Source organism: Streptomyces anulatus, assembly GCF_014650675.1.
Lineage (GTDB): Bacteria > Actinomycetota > Actinomycetes > Streptomycetales > Streptomycetaceae > Streptomyces > Streptomyces anulatus.
On the sequence record NZ_BMVK01000018.1, the window covers coordinates 95,244 to 115,974 of the forward strand.

General features: G+C 71.3%; 17 protein-coding genes. 14 read left to right on the forward strand and 3 right to left on the reverse strand.

What is annotated here, in order from left to right; genetic code table 11:
- The first annotated feature begins 20 nt into the window (after nucleotides 1-20).
- The 3 genes from IE272_RS32020 (at nucleotide 21) to IE272_RS32030 (ending at nucleotide 4,449) form a co-directional block, all read left to right on the forward strand.
- Nucleotides 21-1,031: a LacI family DNA-binding transcriptional regulator gene (locus IE272_RS32020; RefSeq protein WP_050362656.1), complete on the forward strand. Its 1,011-nt coding sequence runs from the start codon at nucleotides 21-23 to the stop codon at nucleotides 1,029-1,031.
- Between the two features lie 249 nt (nucleotides 1,032-1,280).
- Nucleotides 1,281-2,375, forward strand: coding sequence for an aldose epimerase family protein (locus IE272_RS32025; protein WP_190009246.1), 1,095 nt, complete (start codon nucleotides 1,281-1,283; stop codon nucleotides 2,373-2,375).
- Nucleotides 2,376-2,481: 106 nt separating this feature from the next.
- On the forward strand, nucleotides 2,482-4,449 hold the full coding sequence (locus IE272_RS32030) for an elongation factor G (RefSeq protein ID WP_190009248.1): 1,968 nt from the start codon (nucleotides 2,482-2,484) through the stop codon (nucleotides 4,447-4,449).
- 7 nt (nucleotides 4,450-4,456) lie between these two features.
- Here IE272_RS32030 and IE272_RS32035 read toward each other — a convergent pair whose 3' ends face one another.
- On the reverse strand, nucleotides 4,457-7,486 hold the full coding sequence (locus IE272_RS32035) for a carbohydrate binding domain-containing protein (RefSeq protein ID WP_190009250.1): 3,030 nt from the start codon (nucleotides 7,484-7,486) through the stop codon (nucleotides 4,457-4,459).
- 198 nt (nucleotides 7,487-7,684) lie between these two features.
- Between IE272_RS32035 and IE272_RS32040 the strand changes: the two genes are divergently transcribed.
- The gene (locus tag IE272_RS32040; protein ID WP_050362654.1) at nucleotides 7,685-8,101 is read left to right on the forward strand and encodes an acyl-CoA thioesterase; all 417 of its coding nucleotides are present in this window, start codon (nucleotides 7,685-7,687) and stop codon (nucleotides 8,099-8,101) included.
- Between the two features lie 42 nt (nucleotides 8,102-8,143).
- Here the strand turns inward: IE272_RS32040 and IE272_RS32045 are convergent, their stop codons facing one another.
- A complete protein-coding gene (locus IE272_RS32045; protein WP_073960392.1) occupies nucleotides 8,144-8,809 on the reverse strand; it encodes an O-methyltransferase in 666 nt (221 codons plus the stop codon).
- A gap of 176 nt (nucleotides 8,810-8,985) precedes the next feature.
- Between IE272_RS32045 and IE272_RS32050 the strand changes: the two genes are divergently transcribed.
- Both IE272_RS32050 and IE272_RS32055 read left to right on the forward strand, forming a co-directional pair.
- Nucleotides 8,986-9,558: a TetR/AcrR family transcriptional regulator gene (locus IE272_RS32050; RefSeq protein ID WP_050362652.1), complete on the forward strand. Its 573-nt coding sequence runs from the start codon at nucleotides 8,986-8,988 to the stop codon at nucleotides 9,556-9,558.
- Between the two features lie 77 nt (nucleotides 9,559-9,635).
- A complete protein-coding gene (locus tag IE272_RS32055; RefSeq protein ID WP_050362651.1) occupies nucleotides 9,636-10,883 on the forward strand; it encodes an MFS transporter in 1,248 nt (415 codons plus the stop codon).
- 171 nt (nucleotides 10,884-11,054) lie between these two features.
- Here IE272_RS32055 and IE272_RS39375 read toward each other — a convergent pair whose 3' ends face one another.
- Nucleotides 11,055-11,588, reverse strand: a complete 534-nt coding sequence (locus tag IE272_RS39375; protein ID WP_050362650.1) for an EF-hand domain-containing protein — start codon at nucleotides 11,586-11,588, stop codon at nucleotides 11,055-11,057.
- A gap of 262 nt (nucleotides 11,589-11,850) precedes the next feature.
- Here IE272_RS39375 and IE272_RS32065 point away from each other — a divergent pair, with 262 nt between their 5' ends.
- The 8 genes from IE272_RS32065 (at nucleotide 11,851) to IE272_RS32100 (ending at nucleotide 20,590) form a co-directional block, all read left to right on the forward strand.
- Nucleotides 11,851-12,624, forward strand: a complete 774-nt coding sequence (locus tag IE272_RS32065) for a helix-turn-helix transcriptional regulator (protein ID WP_056700205.1) — start codon at nucleotides 11,851-11,853, stop codon at nucleotides 12,622-12,624.
- Between the two features lie 201 nt (nucleotides 12,625-12,825).
- Entirely contained in the window at nucleotides 12,826-13,857 is a 1,032-nt protein-coding gene (locus IE272_RS32070) for an iron-siderophore ABC transporter substrate-binding protein (protein ID WP_098892392.1), read from the forward strand.
- Nucleotides 13,854-14,894, forward strand: coding sequence for a FecCD family ABC transporter permease (locus tag IE272_RS32075; protein ID WP_050362647.1), 1,041 nt, complete (start codon nucleotides 13,854-13,856; stop codon nucleotides 14,892-14,894). The genes IE272_RS32070 and IE272_RS32075 overlap by 4 nt, the downstream gene beginning before the upstream one ends.
- Nucleotides 14,891-15,943: a FecCD family ABC transporter permease gene (locus IE272_RS32080; RefSeq protein ID WP_190009253.1), complete on the forward strand. Its 1,053-nt coding sequence runs from the start codon at nucleotides 14,891-14,893 to the stop codon at nucleotides 15,941-15,943. Before IE272_RS32075 ends, IE272_RS32080 begins: the two co-directional genes overlap by 4 nt.
- Nucleotides 15,940-16,779 carry an ABC transporter ATP-binding protein gene (locus IE272_RS32085; RefSeq protein WP_050362644.1) on the forward strand — a complete coding sequence of 280 codons (840 nt, stop codon included), beginning with the start codon at nucleotides 15,940-15,942 and terminating at the stop codon, nucleotides 16,777-16,779. The genes IE272_RS32080 and IE272_RS32085 overlap by 4 nt, the downstream gene beginning before the upstream one ends.
- Nucleotides 16,780-16,926: 147 nt before the next feature.
- Nucleotides 16,927-18,147 carry a cytochrome P450 gene (locus tag IE272_RS32090; protein ID WP_047175212.1) on the forward strand — a complete coding sequence of 407 codons (1,221 nt, stop codon included), beginning with the start codon at nucleotides 16,927-16,929 and terminating at the stop codon, nucleotides 18,145-18,147.
- Complete coding sequence (locus tag IE272_RS32095; RefSeq protein WP_257140500.1) at nucleotides 18,071-19,300, forward strand: type III polyketide synthase; 1,230 nt, start codon at nucleotides 18,071-18,073, stop codon at nucleotides 19,298-19,300. The genes IE272_RS32090 and IE272_RS32095 overlap by 77 nt, the downstream gene beginning before the upstream one ends.
- Nucleotides 19,301-19,399: 99 nt before the next feature.
- Nucleotides 19,400-20,590 (forward strand): S8 family peptidase, encoded by a 1,191-nt coding sequence (locus IE272_RS32100; RefSeq protein ID WP_073744066.1) that lies wholly within the window; start codon nucleotides 19,400-19,402, stop codon nucleotides 20,588-20,590.
- The last annotated feature ends 141 nt before the right edge of the window (nucleotides 20,591-20,731 follow it).

The window sequence follows — 20,731 nt, forward strand, 5'->3', positions numbered from 1 at the left end:
ACCAAGCAACAAGGAGTGCCGTGGGCGTCAGCCTCAAGGACGTAGCTCAACGGGCGGGCGTGTCCATCAAGACCGTGTCGAACGTGGTCAACAACTATCAGCACGTCACCCCGAAGATGCGGGCCAAGGTCCAGCAGGCGATCGACGAGCTCGGCTACCGGCCGAACCTCACCGCCCGCCATCTCCGCAAGGGCCGCACCGGCATCATCGCCCTCGCCGTCCCCGAATTCGGCAACCCGTACTTCGCGGAGCTGGCCGGCGAGGTCGTCGACGCGGCGGCCCGGCACGACTACACGGTCCTGGTCGACCACACGGCGGGCCTGCGGGAGAAGGAGCTGCTGGTCTGCCAGGGATTCCGCTCCCACGTCATCGACGGCCTCATCCTCAGCCCCATCCACCTGGAGACCGAGGACCTGATGGCCCGCACCGAGACCGCGCCCCTGGTGCTGCTCGGCGAGCGCGAGTACGAGGCCCCCTACGACCACATCGCCATCGACAACGTGGCCGCCGCCCGCGAGGCCGTCGCCCACCTCGTCGCCCTCGGCCACCGCAGGATCGCCTTCCTCGGCTCCCGCACCGGCCAGGAACGCCAGCCCGCCCACCTCCGGCTGCGCGGCTGGCGCGAGGAACTGGCCGCCTCCGGCATCGAACCCGACGAATCCCTGGTCGTCGTCACCGACGGTTACGGTCGCGAGGACGGCGCGGCGGCGATGGCCTCCCTCCTCGACCGGGGCGAGCGGCCCGACGCCGTGTTCGCGTACAACGACATGATCGCGACCGGGGCCATGCGCACCATCACCGAACGCGGCCTCGCCATCCCGGACGACATCGCCGTCGTCGGCTTCGACGACATCGAGGAGAGCCGGTACGGGGCCACCACCCTCACCACCATCGCGCCCGACAAGACGGCCATCGCCCGGCTCGCCGTCGACAGCCTCGTCGAACGCCTCGCGGGCACCCCCGTCGCCGAACCCCGGCGGCCCCGCCCCGGCTACCGGCTCGTCGTCCGCGAGTCCACCACGCCCCGCTAGGGGGTGTCTTGCCGATCAGGCCGGGCTCGCGGGGTCCGGCACCGCACCTCGCGGCGTTGTCGTCGGTCCCCGACGCTCCGCGTCGACTCCCTCCTCCGCCTTGCGATGTACGGCACCGGACCCCGCTCCCTGATCCGGCCTGATCGACAAGACACCCCCTAGGGCCTGTCGTCCACCTGCCGCCCGGCAAGCGGAAGCCGGGCGGCCGGCCCTGGCGGGCCCCCTTCCGCACTCCCCGAGGAACTCCCCATGCCCACCGTGCACCGCAAACCGTTCGGCCGCGCCCACGGGCAGAGCGAGATCGACCTCTGGACCCTCGACTCCGGCGCCGGCGTCCGGGCCGAGATCCTCACCTACGGCGGCGTCCTGCACAGCCTCACCGTGCCGGACACCGCGGGCAGCCCCGGCCCGGTCGTCCGCTCGCTGCCCGCGCTCGACGACTACACCGACAAGAACCCGTACTTCGGGGCCGTCGTCGGCCGGTACGCCAACCGCATCGCCCACGGCCGCTTCACCCTCGACGGGGCCACGCACCACATCCCCGCCAACGACCGGGGCCACGCCCTCCACGGGGGCCCCGACGGCTTCCACACCAAGGTCTGGGAGGCCACCGGGAACCGTACCGACACCGCCGCCGTCCTCCGGCTCACCCTGCACAGCCCCGACGGCGACATGGGCTTCCCCGGAGCGCTCGACGTCACCGCCACCTACACCCTGGACACCGCCGGGACCCTCGCCGTCGACTACCGGGCCGTCACCGACCGGCCCACCGTCGTCAACCTCACCAACCACTCCTACCTCAACCTCGGCGACGACGACGTCCTCGGCCACACCCTCCAGGTCGACGCCGACGCCTACCTCCCCATCGACCCCGGCTCCATCCCCGAAGGCCCGCCCGCCCCGGTGGCCGGCACCCCCTTCGACCTCACCGCCCCCCGGCGCATCGGTGAACGCCTCGACCACCCGGACGCCCAACTGCGGCGGGCCGGCGGCTTCGACCACTGCTGGGTCCTGCGCCCCGCCGCCCCCGGGACCCTGCGCCGGGCCGCCCGCCTCACCGCCCCCGGCGAGGTGCGGACCCTGGAGCTCTGGACCACCGAACCCGGCCTCCAGGTCTACACCGCCAACCAGCTCGACGGCGCGTTCACCGACGGCTCCGGCCGCCGCCACCGGCGCCACGGCTCGCTCTGCCTGGAGACCCAGCACCTGCCGGACTCGCCCAACCGCCCCGGTCACCCCACCACCGTGCTGCGCCCCGGCGAGACCCTGCGCAGCCGCACCGAATGGCGCTTCCCGCACCTGCGCGCCGCGGATAACCGGTTGCGGCCTCCGACGGCCCCCTGATTCACTCCGGCAGTCCACCGGTACGACCCAGGAGTCCGAAACATGCGCCGAGCCTTCGTGTCCCTCCCGACAGAAACTGACCTTTCTCTCAAGGACATGAAGCTCCGTGCACACGTTGAACCTGGGAATCCTGGCGCATGTCGACGCCGGTAAGACAAGCCTGACCGAGCGGCTCCTCCACACCGCCGGAGCCATCGACGCCATCGGCAGCGTCGACGACGGCAGCACACAGACCGACTCCCTCGCCCTGGAGCGCCGACGCGGCATCACCATCAAGTCCGCCGTCGTCTCCTTCACCCTCGGCGCCACCACGGTCAATCTGATCGACACCCCCGGCCACCCGGACTTCATCGCCGAGGTGGAGCGGGTCCTCGGCGTGCTCGACGGAGCCGTCCTGGTCGTGTCCTCGGTGGAGGGCGTCCAGGCGCAGACCCGCGTCCTGCTGCGCACCCTGCGCCGACTGCGCATCCCGACCCTGCTGTTCGTCAACAAGACCGACCGGCCCGGCGCACGGTACGGCTCGCTGCTGACGAGCATCACCGAACGGCTCTCCCCGGACGTCGTCGCGATGGGCTCCGCCCGGGACCTCGGCACCCGGTCCGCGACGAGCACCCCGTTCACCGGGTCCGATCCCGGCTTCACCGGTGCGCTCGCCGACCTGCTCACCCGGCACGACGACGAGCTGCTGAGCGCGTACGTCGAGGACCCGGCGGGTCTCACCCACGCCCGGCTCCTCGGGGCGCTGGCCGAACAGACCGCCCGGTGCCGCGTCCACCCGGTCTTCTTCGGCTCCGCCGCCACCGGCGCGGGCATCGACGCCCTGGTCGACGGCATCACCGGACTGCTGCCCGCCGCCACGGGGGATCCGGAGGCGCCGGCCCGGGGCACGGTGTTCAAGGTCGACCGGACCGCGAACGGCGAGCGGACCGCGTACGTCCGTATGGTGCGGGGGACCGTGCGCGCCCGCGAGGTGCTGCGTTTCCGCAGCCCGGACGGTCAGGAGGGCGAGGGCAAGGTCTCGGCGGTCAGCGTTTTCGAGAACGGCCGTGAGGTGCCGGCTCCGGCGGTCCGCGCCGGCCGGATCGGCAGGCTGAAGGGGCCGGCCGGCATCCGGATCGGCGACAGCGTCGGCGCGGACCGGGCCGAGGCCGGACGCCGGCACTTCGCCCCGCCGACCCTGGAGACGGTCGTCGTCCCGCGACGCCCCGAGGACCGGGGCGCCCTGTACGCCGCGCTCGGCCGTCTCGCCGAACAGGACCCGTTGATCGCCGTCCGCCGCGACGACCTCCGCGGGGAGATGTCCCTCTCGCTCTACGGGGAGGTGCAGAAGGAGGTCATCCAGGCGACCCTGGCCGAGGAGTTCGGCGTGGACGTGATCTTCCGGGGGACCACGACCATCTGCCTGGAACGGCCGGCCGGCACGGGGGAGGCCGCCGAGTTCATCGACACGGACCCCAACCCCTTCCTCGCCACCGTCGGACTGCGCGTCGACCCGGCCCCGTACGGCAGCGGGGTGGAATTCCGCCGCGCCGTGGAACTCGGCTCCATGCCCCCTTCCTTGATGCGGGCGGTCGAGGAGACCGTGCGTTCCACCCTGGGCCAGGGAATGCACGGCTGGCAGGTCACCGATTGCGTGGTCACCCAGACGCACTCCGGCTACAGCAGCGTGTCGAGCACGGCGGGCGATTTCCGCGGTCTGACGCCACTGGTCCTGATGGACGCGCTGCGCCGGGCCGGCACACGGGTGTACGAGCCGATGCACCGCTTCCGTCTGGAGGTGCCCGCGGACGCCTTCGGCGCACTGGTCCCGGTCCTCGCCCGGCTCCGGGCGGAGCCGGGACCGCCCGAGGCACACGGTGCTCTCTGCACCGTGGAGGGCGAGATCCCGGCGGCCCGGGTCCACGAGCTCCAGCGGCTGCTGCCGGGGTCGACCCGGGGCGAGGGGGTGCTGGAGTCCGCCTTCGCCGGCCACCGCCCGGTGACCGGCCCGGTCCCGGACCGCCCGCGCACCGACCACGACCCGCTGCACCGCAAGGACTACCTGTTGCGCACGGTGCGGCGGGTCGCGGAGTGAGCCCCCGCTACTTGAGGTAGGGGCCCGCCGCGCCGATCTTCCCCGGCGCGGCGTTCTTCCCGCCGAGGTCCAGGACGTACACGCGCAGGTTGCCCTTCCCGGGAGCCGGTACCGCGAGGGTCCCACCGGTGACGGACTTCGTGTCACCCGTCACGGCGTCCTTGTACGTGCCGTTGGGGATGCCGGTGTACGTGGCGCTGCCGGAGACCGTCACCAGGGCGAAGCTGTCGGTGCCGCTCGCCGCGTCGGTGTAGCGCCGCTTGTACGCCATGGAGCCGCTGATGCCCTCCGTGGAGTACTGGCCCATCTGGAGGGCGGGCACCGCCCGCCGGATCTCGTTGAGCCGCTGGAGGTGCCGGGCCAGCGGCGTGGCCAGGGTGTCCGCGACCTTCCCGGTGGCCGAGGACACCTTGCCGAAGTCCGAGGCCGTCACCTCACCGGCCAGGTGGTCCCCGAAGTAGGCCCGCCCGGTCGTCGCCAGGGGGCACGTCGGCCCGCAGTCGATCTTCTTCCCCTTCTGGAACTCGATCTCGGAGCCGTAATAGAGCGTCGGGATGCCCCGGAAGGTCCACATCAGGGACATGTTCTCGGCCCAGGCGTCCGTGCCGCCCGCGTAGCGCTCGCTGCTCTTGTTGGGCCCGTAGTCGTGGCTGTCGACGTAGACGACGTTGTACGTGGCGTCGTTGGTCGCGTCGTCGGAGTCCTTGCCGTTGTTGTAGGCGTTGTTCGCGTCCCCGAAGTTCATGTGCATCCGCATGTCGATGATGTTCATCCCGGAGAACCGGCTGCGGTCGGGGGCGTGGTAGGTGTTGCCCTTGAGGAAGGCGTTGTCGGAGACGGGCTGCGCCGCCGTGCCCTGCTGCTGCTCGTAGTCGTACATCTCCAGGGCGGCCTTCTCGTCGTCCGCGTTGTACTCCTTGCGTTCCTTCCAGGTGAAGAACTGCGCGGAGTGGTTGACCGAACCGCGGTTCCACTTGTCGTTGACGAAGGCGGCGACCTCACCGAAGACGAAGAAGTTCTTCGCCGCCCCGGCCCCGAACTGCTGGGTGACGCGCTCCTGGATCGCGGGCAGGAAGCGGCGGTTCCAGGTCGTGCGGGGGATGTGCACCGCCGTGTCGAGCCGGAAGCCGTCGACGCCCATGTCGATGTACTTGTTGTACGCGCCGATCAGGTAGTTCTGGACCTGCGCGTTCTCGGTGTTGAAGTCGGCGAGGTCGTCGTGCAGCCAGCAGGAGCGGGAGTCCTCGCCCTCCCAGTTGCCGATCCAGCAGTTGTGGTAGAGCGCTTTCGGGAACATGCCCGAAGTGGGGCTCGGCCACTGGCAGTTGTAGATCCGGTAGCCCTCCGGCGAGGTGTGCCCGGTGGGCGTTCCCCAGTTGAGGCAGGTGTTGCCGGACGGCTCGGCCGTGGACCACAGGTCGCCGTTGTAGTACGACTTCCCCGACTTCGGCTCGACGGTGAGGCCGTCGTACGCGAAGGCGTCGTTCTTCTCGTCGTAGAACCAGCTCCACTGGGCGTCGCGCACCCCGTAGGCCTTCGGGGTGAACAGTCCCTTGGCGCCCCAGCGCGAGGAGTGGTTGTGGACCACGTCCTGGTAGATCTTCATGCCCTTGGCGTGTGCCGCGTCGATGAGGTCCTGGTACGAGGCCCCGGCGGACTCCAGCCGGGGGTCGACCTTGTAGAAGTCGTAGCCGTGGTAGCCGTGGTAGTCGTAGTCCGAGCGGTTGAGCACGACCGGGGTGATCCAGATCGCGGAGAAGCCGAGCCCCTTGACGTAGTCGAGCTTCTGCACCAGCCCCTTGAAGTCGCCCCGGAACATGGGGTCGTCGTTGGCGGCGTTGCCGGATTTCTCGTGCTGGCTGCCGCCCCGGTTGTTCGCGCTGTCCCCGTCGTTGAAACGGGCGGTGAGCACGAAGTAGATCGGGTCCTTGCGGGGGTCGGTGCCCAGCGGTGTGCCCGTCGGCGGGGCGGTGGGCCTGTCGCCGGTGGTGGCGGAGGCCGGGGCGGATTCTGCCGAGACGTTCCCTGCGGCGTCGACGGCCCGGACGGTGTAGCGATAGGCGGTCCGCGCCTCAAGGCCGGTGTCGGAGAACACGGTCGAGGTGGTGTCGGCGACCACCGTGCCCTTGGTGCCACCAGTCCGGGTGACCTGATACTTCGTCACCCCTCGGTCGTCCGTGGCGGGTTCCCAGGTGACCACGACCGCGACCCCGTCGGCGGCGGCCTTCACCGCCGTGGGTGCGGTGGGCGCCTCGGTGTCCGGTTCCTCGGCGGCGCACGGGTCCTTGGCAGAGGCCGTCACCGTGCGGTCCTTCACCGTGGTGAGCCCGGTCGCCAGGGTGTAGTCGTTGCCGTTGTTGTTGTCCCAGACGCCGTTGCCGTTGTTGAACGTCGCCTGGAGGCCGGTGGCGCTGCCCAGGTCCACCGTGCGCTTCACCCAGCCGGTGCAGGCGGCTTCCATGCCGATGCCGGGGACGGTCGTCCAGGCTCCGCCGTGCGGCCGGTAGTGGAGGTTGACGGTGGGCCAGCCGACGGTGGAGGTCGCGTAGTAGACCGACGCCGAGTTCGGCCCTTCGGGCTCCTCCGGCTCCTCGGGGCCCGTGTCCGCGCACGGGTCGCTGTGCGCCACGACGCCGTCCTGGACGGTGATGTTCCCGGTGCCCAGGTCGTAGTTCTTGCCCGCGTTGTTGTCCCAGGTGCCCGAGCCGTCGGTGAAGGTCGCCTTCAGTCCGCCCGCGTCCCCGAGGGGGACCGTCAGCTTGACCCAGTCGGTGCAGGCGGTTTCCATCCGGGTGCCGGGGACGGTGGTCCAGGAACCGCCGTCGGGGGAGTAGTGGAGGTAGTACGCCGACCAGTCGCGGGTCTTCGTGGAGTAGAAGACGGTCGCCGTGGTCCCGGCGGCGGCCGAGGCCCCGACGGGTGCGGTGGCCGGGTCGGGAACGGCTTGCGGTGCGGCGGTGAGGAGTCCCAACAGCCCGGCTGCCGCCACGGCCGCCGCGAGCGGGCGTCGCAGCAGCCGGTGAGGGGTGCGTCTCATGCGTGTCTCCAGGGGAGGGGGAGAACCCTGACGCGCCTCGGGGTTCGGCGGGTGAACACGACCCGGCGGCAAGTTCCGCCGGAATGTTGCTGCAATTCCTTGCGGGGAGGAAGTTACCGGTGCATGACAGGTGCGTAAAGGGATCCGGCGGCACCGTTCCGCCGGAATGGACGGACGGGCGCGGGTGTTCGCACGGTCATGACCTTCTCCGTTGATGTGACCGTGCGCGGCTACGAGCTCGACACCCAGGGCCACCTGAACCAGGCCGTCTACCTCCAGTACGCGGAACACGCCCGCTGGGAGCTGCTGCGCGCCGCCGGACTGCCCCAGGAGAAGCTGCTGGCCGACGGGGTCGGCCCGGTGCAGCTGGAAGTGACGGTCAAGTACCGCCGGGAGCTGCGCGGTGGTGAGCGCGTACGGGTCACCTGCCGGTTCGACTACGGCACGGGCAAGACGTTCACGATGGAGCAGCAGATCCTCAAGGAGGACGGGGCGGTGGCCGCGGAGATCACCGGAGTGGCCGGCGTCCTCGACCTGACCGAGCGTCGGCTCGTCCCGGACCCGCAGGGCCGTCTGGCCGCGCTGGCGGGCAACCCCGGCCTGCTGACCGGATGACCGGCGGGGGAGCCCGGACCGGGTTCCCCCACGTGGGCCGGGTCAGAGGCGGCAGCTGATTTCGAGGCCGTCCTCCACGGGGAAGGTGACGCTGTGGTAGCCGTTGTCGGTGTCACGGACGTGGTCGAGGTACGGGGCAAGGGCGGGGAGGTCCACGTCGTCGGCCACGACGAGGGTGCCGGGGGTCAGGTGAGGCTCCAGGAGCCGTAGGACGGGCAGGCAGAGGTCCTTCCACCCGTCCAGGAACAGGAAGTCGATGGGCCGGCGTGGTGCGGCGAGCGTCTGCAGGGCGTTTCCCTCCAGGAGGGTGATCACGTCGTCGAGGCCGGTGGCCGTGAAGGTGTCGCGGGCTGCGGCCGCCTTGGCGGTGTTCATCTCGGTGGTGATGACGTGCCCCGAGCCGTTGTCGCGAACGGCGGCTGCCAGGTGGAGGGTGGAAATGCCGTAGGAGGTGCCGAACTCGACGACGTTGGCGGGCCTGGTGGCGCGGACGAGGTTGTAGAGGAGTTTGCCGCCGTCGGCCGAGATCGGCATGTAGATCTCCCGGTTCGCGTCGGCGAGTTCCTGCGCCGTCAGCGCTCCTCGGTCGTGGGGCCGGAGGCTCCGTACGCGTGCCGCGGCCTCGTCGTCACGGGTGGCGGCTTCGAACATGCGGGTCAGGGCGGAGCGGAGGCGCGGCTCGGCGAGGGTGTGGGTGTGCGTGGTCATGTGCGGGCTCCTGGGTGCGGGGACGGTGGGAGGGCGACCTCTGTGGGTCGGCCTCGTGGCGGCGAGCGCCGGGCCGGACTTCTGCGATGTCGGCGCGGCCCGATCGTCATTACGAGGCACCATGCACCGTAAAGGTAGCACCATTCGATACACGGTGTCTCGTTTATAGTGGAGGCATGGTTCAGGAAAGCGGCCGGGGCAGGCCCCGCAGTGAGAGCGCACGGGCTTCCGTGCTGCACGCCGTCGACGACCTCCTGGTCGAAGTCGGGTATGCGGCACTGACCATGAAGGGCATCGCGGAACGCGCCGGAGTGGGCCGCCAGACGGTGTACCGCTGGTGGTCGAACAAGGCCGAAGTCCTCTACGAGGCCAGCGTCATCGACGCCCGGCAGGAGCTCGCGGTACCCCTCACCGGGGTTCCCCGGGACGACCTCAGGGCCTACCTCGACGCCCTCACCGGCTTCCTCGCGCACTCGCACGCGGGAGCCGCCTACCGCGCCCTCCTGGGGGAGGCCCAGCACGACGCGGACGTGGCCGCCCTCCTCGCGTCCGGCGACGTCCTCGGCGAGAGCGCGGCCGCGGTGGTGGCCCCGCTGCTGGAGGCAGGCGGCGACGATCTGTCACCGGAGCAGGCGACCGCCCTGCTGATCGGCCCCGTGTTCTTCCACATCCTGTCCGGGCGGGGGCCCGAGAGCGTCGACACGAAGAAGCAGGTGGAGCAGTTCCTGCGCGCCCTGGCCGCGGACTGACGGTCCGGCCCGGCCGCCACCGCCCCGCTTCCGCTGCTCATCCCATCCCCGCACCTGAAAGGGGCAAGCCGACGCTCATGTCCGCACCCGCGAAGGAATCAGTCGTCCGGGCCCCCGGCATCCCGCACCTGCTGGTGACGGTGCTGTTCTGCTTCTCCGGATTCGCCCTCCTGCTCCCGGTCTCCCCGGCGTGGGCCGTCGAGGGAGGGGCCGACGAGTTCGGCGCCGGGCTCGTGACCGCCGTCCTGATGGCCGCCACGGTCCTGACCCAGCTGTTCGTCAGAACCGCTCTGCGCAGGCTCGGTTGGACGCGCACCCTGGTCCTGGGCGCCCTGCTGCTCGGCCTGCCCTCCCTCCTGCAAGCCCTCAGCGACCACCTGCTGCCCGTCCTGCTGACGACCGCCCTGCGCGGAGCGGGCTTCGGCATCGTCACCGTCTGCGGCGCCACCGCCGCGGCCGTACTGGCCCCGCGTGGACGCCAGGGGGCGGTCATCGGCCTCTACGGTCTGGCCATCGCCCTGCCCCAGGTCGTCCTGACCCCGGCGGCTCCCTGGCTGACCGACACGTTCGCCCTGCCCCCGGTCATCGCCTGCGGCGTGCTGCCCGTCCTCGCACTGCCCTGGACACGCGCCCTCGGCCGCGCCGTCGAGGCCCGCGCCGACAGTCCGGCGCCCCCGGACAGCCCCGCCCGGAACCCCGTCCGCGCCACCGCGCTGCTCCGACGCATCCGGCGGCCCCTCGCCGTGCTGCTCCTGGTGACGGCGGCGGGCGGAGCCGTACTCACCTTCGCCCCGCAGTTCACCGCCACTCCCGCGCTCGCCGCCACGGGACTGCTCGCCCTCACCGCCACCGCCGCACTGGCCCGTTGGGGGTGCGGAGAGCTCGCCGACCGGATCGCCCTGCGGCCCATCACGGGAATCCTCGCCCTCACCGCGTGCGCGGGCCTGGCGCTGATCGCGTACGCCATCGGGTCGGACCGCGCCGCCGTCCTGCCGGCCGGACTGCTTCTCCTGGGGGCCGCGTACGGGGGGCTCCAGAGCCTCACCCTTGTCCAGGCGTTCGACTACGCGGGCGCGGAGAACCGGCACGCCGCCTCGGTCGCGTGGAACGTCGGATACGACGCGGGCACCGGCCTCGGATCCCTCATGCTGGGAGTGGCGGCACAGGTGGCCACCTTCTCGGCCGGCTTCACCGTCCTGTCCGCGCTGATGGCACTCGCGGGCCTGGCCGTTCTCCTCACCGGTCACAACGAGCCCGCCGACTCCCCGGGGAGCCGCCGCCCGCGTACATCCGGGACGAAGCGGCCGTCCCTCGGCAAGCGCTGAGACCGGCATCCACCGCCGGGGAGCCGCAACGTGCCCGGCCCGGCGGTCCGGCGGCCCGGCGGCGAGGGTCCGGGGAAACCGCTGGGCCGGGCGGACCGTATCGGGGACGGCGGGACGGTGGACGCCCGGGAGAGGCGTCCACCGTCGTCGGCCGTATGTGTGGGCGCCCGGTCACACGGCGGTGCCGACGACCAGATGGTCGCCCGGGATGCCCGCCTTGCCCGGCGCGTAGTAGTCCTTGATCCCGGCGACCCAGGTCTCCACCCGGATCCGGTCTCCGTCGTTCGGCTCGAAGGCGTCGAAGAGCGCGTCGATGTTGGCGGGCTCGAACCCGATGGCCGTCATCAGCGCCATGAACAGCGGGCGCTCGATCAGACCGTCGCCGTCCGGGTCGCCGAGCGCGGCCAGCGCCTCGGCGAACACCCCGACGGTCGCGTCGAACCGCTCCGGCGACAGCACGCAGGCGGTGAACTCCTCGAAGCTGACCTCGCCGTCGCCATCGGCGTCGAGCTCGGTGCGCAGAGTCGTCCAGTACCGCCGGAACGCCGCGCGCATCGCGTCCTTCGCGGCCCGGTCCGACGCGTGCGCCTCCCGGACGACGCGGTCGGCCATGAGGTCGAAGTCGTCCGCCTCCAGGACGCCGTTGGCGTTGGCGTCGAACAGGGAGAAGACGAGCGTGACCCGCCTGGTGGCCTCAATGCCCATGAATCCGTCACCTTTCTCCGCATGTCACGTTCCCTCCGACCGCGGCCCGGTGCCCGGTCCGCCCACCCACTGTCCGCCGAGGAGCGGCGTCTGCGGCGAAAGCGGTGGTTCTTTCACCTGAAGGACGTAACTGACCTGCATAAACGTCAAGTTGAGGCAGTGGGAGGGGCTCGGCGGTTCCGTGCGCCCCCGGCCCTTAGGCTGGGCGGATGCGCGCCCCGTCCGCCGTCAGCGGCTCCCGTACGACCGAGGTCCACCTCTCATGACCAGGGAGACCCGGACGCTGCCCGCGTTCGCCCCCGGTTCGGTGGACACCCCCTTCGTCATCGAGGGCTACGACGAGGTCGTCTCCCACGACACGCTCTGGGACGCGCACTCCCACCCCTTCCACGAGCTGCTCTGGAACGAGCGCGGCGCCTCCACGGCGGTGGTCGGGAGCCGGATCTGGACGATCACCCCGGCCCTGGGCCTGTGGATGCCGGCGGGGACCCTGCACGCCGGATCGGCGACCGCCGGAACCTGGTTCCGGGCGAGCTTCTTCGGCTTCCGCACCACCGCGTCGATCTCCGACACGCCGGTCGCCGTCGAGATCACCCCGCTGTTGCGCCTGCTGCTGGAGCGGCTCGGCGAACCCGGCCTCACGGCCGCCTCGCGGGCCGCGACCGAGGCGCTGGTGCTCGACGTCCTCGTACCGTCGCCCCGCGAACTGCTCGTGCGGATCCCGGTCTCCGAACTGCTGCGCCCGATCGCCGACGCGGTCCGTGAGAATCCGGCCGACCGGCGGACGCTGGCGGACTGGGCGTCCGCCCTCGGTGTCAGCGCCCGCACGGTCACCCGGGCGTTCACCGCCGAGACGGGCACGAGCTTCGTGCGCTGGGTGGCGGCGGTCCGCGCCCAGCACGCCATCGGCCTGCTGACCCGCGGAGGGGACGTGGAGACCGTGGCCGAACAGGTCGGCTACCGCTCGGCGAGCGCGTTCGGCGCCGCCTTCCGGCGTACGACGGGACTCACCCCGGGGACGTTCCGGCCGGAATGACCGCCGGACCGCGTGTCCGAATCGCTACAGCGCATGTCCCAAACGGTTGATTGCGACAGTCGGGTCGATTCTCATAGGGTTCGAAGGCAAGCCTTACCTAAGCCGATGAAGCACGCGCCGCGCACCGATCCCTGACGGCTGCGCACGTCCGGACGTGCGAGAAGCGGTACCCCCGACATCCGGAAAGCCGGGTACACACCCATGTCTTCACACCGCCTCCGCCTGCTCGTCGTGGCGGCCGCCCTCGTCGGCGTCTCCGCCTGCGGCGGGACCACCGACGCCGCGAACAAGGACGACGAGAGCCGCTCCGGCGGGTTCCCCCTGACCGTCGAGCACGCCCTGGGCAAGACGACCATCCCGGCGAAGCCGAAGCGCGTCGCGACCGTCAACTGGGCCAACCACGAAGTGCCGCTCGCCCTCGGCGTCGTGCCCGTCGGCATGGCCGCGGCCAACTTCGGCGACGACAACGACGACGGCGTGCTGCCCTGGGTCGAGGAGAAGCTCGACGACCTCAAGGCGAAGACACCGGTGCTCTTCGACGAGACCGACGGCATCGACTTCGAGGCGGTCGCCGACACGAAGCCGGACGTGATCCTGGCCGCGTACTCGGGTCTGACCAAGAAGGACTACGAGACCCTCAGCGAGATCGCCCCCGTCGTCGCCTACCCGGACGCAGCCTGGGCGACGCCGTGGCGCGAGATCATCCGGACGAACAGCAAGGCGATCGGGCTGGCCGACGAGGGCGAGAAGCTGATCAAGAAGCTCGACGGCGACATAGCCACGACCGCCGCCAAGTACCCGCAGCTCAAGGGCAAGTCGGCGATGTTCATGACGCACGTCGACCCCAACGACGTGAGCCAGGTCGGCTTCTACACCGCCCACGACACCCGCACCCAGTTCTTCCAGGACCTGGGCATGACGATCCCCGGGTCCATCGCCAAGGCGTCCGAGGGCACGGACAAGTTCGCCCTCACCAAGAGCGCCGAGCAGATCGACGCCTTCGACGACGTCGACATCATCACCGGCTACGGCGACGACACCGGTGAGCTGCTGAAGACCATCACCAAGGACCCGCTGCTCTCGAAGATCCCCGCCGTCGAGCGCGGCTCCGTCTACCTCCTGCCCGGCAGCAGCCCGCTGGCCACCGCCGCCAACCCGACGCCGCTGTCGATCAGTTATGTGCTGGACGACTACGCCGCCGCCCTCGCCGAGGCCGCGGACAAGGTCAAGTGACCACGCTCGACACCCGTACCCCGCCGGACGCCGTCACCAGGCGTCCGGCAGGCGTGCGCCTGCTGTGGCTCCTGCTCTCCGTGCTCGCCCTGGCCGCCGTGATGGTCGCCTCCGTCGCCCTCGGCTCCCGCGACGTGCCCTGGTCCGACGTCGTCGCGGCGCTCGGCGGCGCGGACGACACCCTGGGACGAGCGGCGGCGACCAAACGCATCCCCCGCACGGTCCTCGCCGTCGTCATCGGCGCGGCGCTCGGCCTCGCGGGCGGCGTCATGCAGGGCGTGACCCGCAACCCGCTGGCCGACCCGGGCATCCTCGGCGTCAACATGGGGGCCTCGCTGGCCGTCGTCACGGCGGTCGCGTTCTTCGGCCTCACCTCACCGACCGGATACATCTGGACCGCCATCGCGGGCGCGGCCTTCTCCGCCCTCTTCGTCTACACCGTGGGAACGCTCGGCAGGGGAGGGGCCACCCCCCTCAAGCTGGCTCTCGCCGGGGCCGCCACCTCCGCCGCCTTCGCCTCGCTCGTCAGCGCGATCATCCTGCCGCGCAACGACATCGCCGGAAGCTTCAAGCTCTGGCAGATCGGCGGCGTCGGCGGCGCCTCCTTCGAACGCATCGGCCAGGTGATGCCGTTCCTCGCGGTCGGCTTCGCCGTCTGCCTGCTCTCGGCCCGCGCCCTCAACTCGCTCGCGCTCGGCGATGAGCTGGCGGCCGGTCTCGGCGAACGCGTCGCCGTGGCACGGGCCGTGGCCGCCCTCGGCGCCGTACTGCTCTGCGGAGCGGCCACCGCCGTCGCCGGGCCGATCGGCTTCGTCGGCCTCGTCGTCCCGCACACCTGCCGGCTGCTCGTCGGCGTCGACCACCGCTGGCTCCTGCCGCTCTCCACGGTGCTCGGCGCGATCCTGCTCACCGCCGCCGACGTCGTCGGCCGGATCGTGGCCCGCCCCTCCGAGATCGACGTCGGCATCGTCACGGCCCTGATCGGTGCCCCGTTCTTCATCTACATCGTCCGCCGACAGAAGGTACGTGCCCTGTGAGCGCGCCCGTCCTCGCCCGGCCCGCCTCCGTCGAGGCCGCCACCCGCCGCCGCGTCCGGGGCGCCTCGCGCCGCCGCCGCGTCGTCCTGGTGCTGGCACTCCTCGTCGTCGCCGCACTCGCCGTGACCCTCGTGGCGGGCCGCACCTACTACCCGCCCGGCGACGTGCTCCGGGTGATCCTCGGTGAGCAGGTGCCGGGCGCGTCGTTCACCGTGGGCCGGCTGCGGCTGCCCCGCGCGGTCCTCGCCCTGGCGGCCGGATTCAGCTTCGGCCTGGCCGGGGTCACCTTCCAGACGATGCTCCGCAACCCGCTCGCCAGCCCCGACATCATCGGCATCAGCTCCGGGGCGAGCGCCGCCGCGGCCATCGCCATCGTGACCCTGTCGCTCGGCGAGGTGCAGGTGTCCGTCCTCGCCATCGCCGCCGGCCTCGGGGTCGCCCTGCTGGTGTACTCCCTGGCCTTCAAGGGCGGCGTCGCCGGCACCCGGCTCATCCTGATCGGCATCGGGATCTCCGCGATGCTCGACAGCATCACCTCCTACGTCCTGTCCCGGGCCGCCGAATGGGACCTCCAGGAGGCGATGCGCTGGCTGACCGGCAGCCTCAACGGAGCCACCTGGGACCAGACCGTCCCCGCGCTCGTCGCGGCGGCCGTCCTCACCCCGCTGCTGCTGGGCCAGGCCCGTAACCTCTCCGCGCTCCAGCTCGGCGACGACACCGCCTCCGCGCTCGGCGTACGCGTGGAGCACACCCGGATCACCGTGATCGTCGCCGCCGTCGGGCTGATCGCCTTCGCCACGGCGGCGGCCGGCCCCATCGCGTTCGTGGCGTTCCTCTCCGGTCCCATCGCGGCCCGGATCACCGGGGCGGGCGGCTCCCTCCTGGTGCCCGCCGGACTCGTCGGCTCGCTGCTCGTCCTCGTCGCCGACTTCACCGGCCAGTTCGCCTTCGGCGAGCGCTACCCGGTCGGCGTCGTCACCGGCGTCCTCGGAGCCCCCTACCTCGTCCACCTGATCATCCGCACCAACCGGGCGGGAGGCTCGCTATGACCACGCACCACCGACTGACCGCCGAAGGACTCACCCTCGGCTACGGCGACCGCACCGTCGTCGACTCCCTCGACCTGGCCGTACCGCCCGGCCGGATCACCGTGATCGTCGGCGCCAACGCCTGCGGCAAGTCGACGCTGCTGCGTTCCATGTCCCGGCTGCTCGCCCCCCGGGCCGGCCGCGTCGTCCTGGACGGCAAGGAGGTGCACCGGCTGCCCGCCAAGGAGCTGGCCCGCACCCTCGGCCTGCTGCCGCAGTCGCCCGTCGCCCCCGAGGGCATCACCGTCTCCGACCTCGTCGGCCGCGGCCGCCACCCGCACCAGGGCATCTTCTCCCGCTGGAACGAGAAGGACGACGCCGCCGTGGCCGCCGCCCTGGAGGCCACGCACACCGAACCGCTCGCCGAGCGCGCGGTGGACGAGCTCTCCGGCGGCCAGCGCCAGCGGGTCTGGATCGCCATGGCCCTCGCCCAGCAGACCGACCTGCTGCTGCTCGACGAGCCGACCACCTTCCTCGACGCCAGCCACCAGATCGAGGTCCTGGACCTCCTGACCGATCTGAATCGCTCGCGCGGCACCACCATCGTGATGGTCCTGCACGACCTCAACCTCGCCGCCCGGTACGCGGACCACCTGATCGCCCTCGCCGACGGTGGCCTCCACGCGTCCGGCACCCCGGCCGAGGTGCTGACGGAGGAGACCGTAAGGGCCGTGTTCGACCTCGACAGCCGCATCATCGAGGACCCCGTGTCGGGCCGCCCGCTGATGCTCCCGATCGGCCGCCACCACGTCGTGGACCGGGCCGGAACGCTGCCCGTCGGGGAGCCGACCGCGTGAACGCCGGGGCGTACGCCCCCTGATCGGCTGACTGCTGTGTGTCACTGACATGTTTCGAAGAGTGACGGGGCACACAGGGTAGGTCGGGCGCCGGGCCCCGGTCCGGCACACGCCCTTTTCCTCGAAGCGGTCATTGGGAGAACCTCGGTGGAGAACACCTCGGTGCAGAACAAGGAAACCGTCCGGAACTGTCCTTTCGACTACGCGCAGCAGCTGGAGTTCGACCCCCAGCTCAGGCAATTGCTGACCGAGGAGCCGGTGTCCCGCATCCGTATGGCGTACGGAGAGGGCGAGGCCTGGCTGGTCACCCGCTACGAGGACGTCCGGACGGTCACCACCGACCGGCGGTTCAGCCGCAGCGCCGTCCTCGGCCGTGACTTCCCCCGGATGACGCCGGAACCGATCGTGCAGGCGGAGTCCATCAACCTCATGGACCCGCCCGCCAGCAGCCGGCTGCGGGGCCTGGTCGCCAAGAGCTTCACCCCGCGTCGCGTCGAGCAGATGCGCGGCGGCACCCAGCGCGTGGTGGACCGGCTGCTGGACGAGATGGAGGAGGAGGGCTCACCGGCCGACTTCGTCGCCCGGGTCTCCGCGCCACTGCCGCTGATCACCATCTGCGAGGCCCTCGACATCCCCGAGGCCGACCGCCCCTGGCTCCGCGCCCACGCCATGACCATGATGAACGTCGGTGCCGCGGGCAAGGAGGACGCGGTACGCGCCAAGGCGGAGCTGCGCGGCTACTTCCAGGAGCTGACCGCCGACCGGCGCCGCTCCCCGGGCGAGGACCTCATCAGCACCCTGGCCACCGCCCGGGACGGCGACGAACTGCTGGACGACGACGAGCTGGCCGTCATGGCGATGGTCCTGCTCATCACCGGCCAGGACACCACGACCTACCAGCTCGGCAACATCGCCTACACCCTGCTCACCCGCCCGGACCTCATGCGGTCCCTCCGGGCCGAACCGCAGCGGCTGCCCCGCACCCTGGAGGAGCTGCTGCGCCACATCCCCTTCCGCAAGGGCGTCGGCATCCCGCGCATCGCGCTGGAGGACGTGGAGCTCTCCGGAGTCCTCATCAAGGCCGGCGACGTGGTGCACGTGTCCTATCTGACGGCCAACCGGGACTCCGCCAAGTTCGACCGTCCCGACGAGCTGGATCCCGACCGGCCGACCATCCCCCACATGACGTTCGGCTGGGGCGCCCACCACTGCCTGGGCGCACCGCTGGCCACCATGGAACTGGAAGTGGCCTTCTCCACGCTGCTGACCCGCTTCCCGGCCCTGCGTCTGGATGTGCCGCCCGCGGACGTCTCGTGGAACACGACGTCCATCTGGCGTTACCCGCTCGCCCTGCCCGTCACATGGTGACGAGAGCCTTCGCTCCAGAGAACGAGGAGAACCCATGGCGACTTTGTGCCGACCGGCCATCGCTGTGCCCGAGCACGTCATCACGATGCAGCAGACCCTGGACCTGGCCCGGGAGACCCACGCCGGGCACCCGCAGCGCGACCTCGTCCTGAGGCTCATCCAGAACACCGGCGTCCAGACCCGGCACCTTGTGCAGCCCATCGAGAAGACCCTGAAGCACCCCGGATTCGAGGCGCGCAACCAGGTGTACGAGGCCGAGGCCAAGACCCGGGTCCCCGAAGTCGTCCGGCAGGCGCTCGCCAACGCCGAGACCGACCCGTCCGAGATCGACCTGATCGTCTACGTCTCCTGCACGGGCTTCATGATGCCCTCGCTGACCGCGTGGATCATCAACACCATGGGCTTCAGACCCGAGACCCGCCAACTGCCCATCGCCCAGCTGGGCTGCGCGGCGGGCGGCGCGGCGATCAACCGCGCGCACGACTTCTGCCTGGCCTACCCCGAGTCCAACGTCCTCATCGTGTCCTGCGAGTTCTGCTCGCTCTGCTACCAGCCCACCGACATCGGGGTCGGCTCGCTGCTCTCCAACGGACTCTTCGGCGACGCCATCTCGGCTGCCGTCGTGCGGGGACAGGGCGGCACGGGCATGCGCCTGGAGCGCAACGGCTCCCATCTGGTGCCCGACACCGAGGACTGGATCTCCTACGCCGTCCGGGACACCGGGTTCCACTTCCAGCTGGACAAGCGGGTCCCGGGCACCATGGAGATGCTCGCCCCGGTGCTCCTGGACCTGGTCGACCTGCACGGCTGGTCCGTCCCGAACATGGACTTCTTCATCGTCCACGCGGGCGGACCGCGCATCCTGGACGACCTCTGCCACTTCCTCGACCTGCCGCCCGAGATGTTCCGCTACAGCCGGGCCACCCTCACCGAACGCGGCAACATCGCCAGCTCCGTCGTCTTCGACGCACTGGCGCGGCTCTTCGACGACGGCGGGGCCGCCGAGTCCGCGCAAGGGCTCATCGCCGGCTTCGGGCCCGGCATCACCGCCGAGGTGGCCGTGGGCAGCTGGGCGAACGAAGACCTCCGGGCGGATGTCGGACACGACCTCGACGAGCTGGAGTTGACCGCCGGCGTTGCGCTGTCCGGCTGAACCCGCTAAGGCGACCGACGGACGGGGACGAAGGAACGGGTGTTCGCGCTTCGCGGACGCACTCGCTCCGCGACTGGATCCCCACCCCGAGGAGAATGCATGCGCCTGCCCGCCCGATGGGCCACGGCCGCCCTGCTGTTGATCGCACCGCTCGTCGGCGCACCCGCCACGGCCTCGGCCGACAGCGGACCGGAAGGGGTTCTGGTGGAGCAGTCCACCCGGGCCGTACCCGGGCAGTACATCGTCACCCTGGAGCCCGAACTCTCGCCGGAAACCTTCCTGCGGGAGTTCGGGCTCAGCCCGTTGTTCACGTACGGAAATGCTCTGCATGGCTTCGCCGCCAAGCTCACCGCCACCGAACTGCAAGCGGTACGGGCCGTTCCCGGCGTCCTCGCCGTCGAGGAGAACGCCGAGGTGACCGTCCCCGCGCCCACCGCCGCGAATCTGCTGCGGGCCCCGGCGGCCGGCTGGGGCGCCGACCGCATCGACCAGCGCACCCTGCCGCTGGACGACACCTTCACCACCACGGCCACCGGCAAGGGAGTGAAGGCGTACGTCGTCGACACCGGGATCGACGCGGCGCACAGCGAATTCGGCGGCCGGGTCGTGAACGGGTACGACGCCGTCGGGGACGGCCGAGGGGGCATGGACTGCAACGGACACGGCACGCACGTGGCGGGCACGGTCGGCGGCGCGACGTCCGGTGTGGCGAAGGACGCCTCGCTGGTCAACGTACGCGTCCTGAACTGCGAGGGCCGGGGCACCTGGGCCGGCATCCTCGCCGGGTTCGACTGGGTCGCGAAGGACGCCGAGCGCAGCGGCGTCCCCGCCGTGCTGAACGCCTCGCTCGGCGGCGAGCGCTCCACCTCGGTCGACGCCGCGGTCGAGGCGGTCGCCGACGCGGGCGTGCTGCCCGTCGTGGCCGCGGGCAACGACAACCGGGACGCCTGTGACGTCTCCCCGGCCGCCGCGGACGGCGTGTTCACCGTCGGGGCGAGCGACCGGCAGGACCAGGAGACCTCCTTCAGCAACTGGGGCTCCTGCCTCTCGCTGTACGCACCCGGCGCCGGCATCGTCTCCGCCCGCCTCGGCGGCGGCACCGTCTCGCTGAACGGCACCTCCATGGCCAGCCCGCACGTCGCAGGCGTCGCGGCGCTCTACAAGGAGGAGAACCCCTCGGCCTCTCCCGCCGCCGTCTCGCGGTGGCTGACGGACACGGCCACCCCGGACGTGCTCTCCGGTCTCGGCCAGGGATCGCCCGACCTGCTGCTGTACACCGGCGGCATCTGACGATCCGTCGGACGGCCGGACCGACGACTCGTCCACGGGGTGGGGGAGCGGTGACCGCGCGACGGGATCCGCTCCCCGGCCGGGTCGCGCGGCTGTTGCCGGAACGGTGGACGGTCTCTCAATTCTCTGCAACTCTCTGAC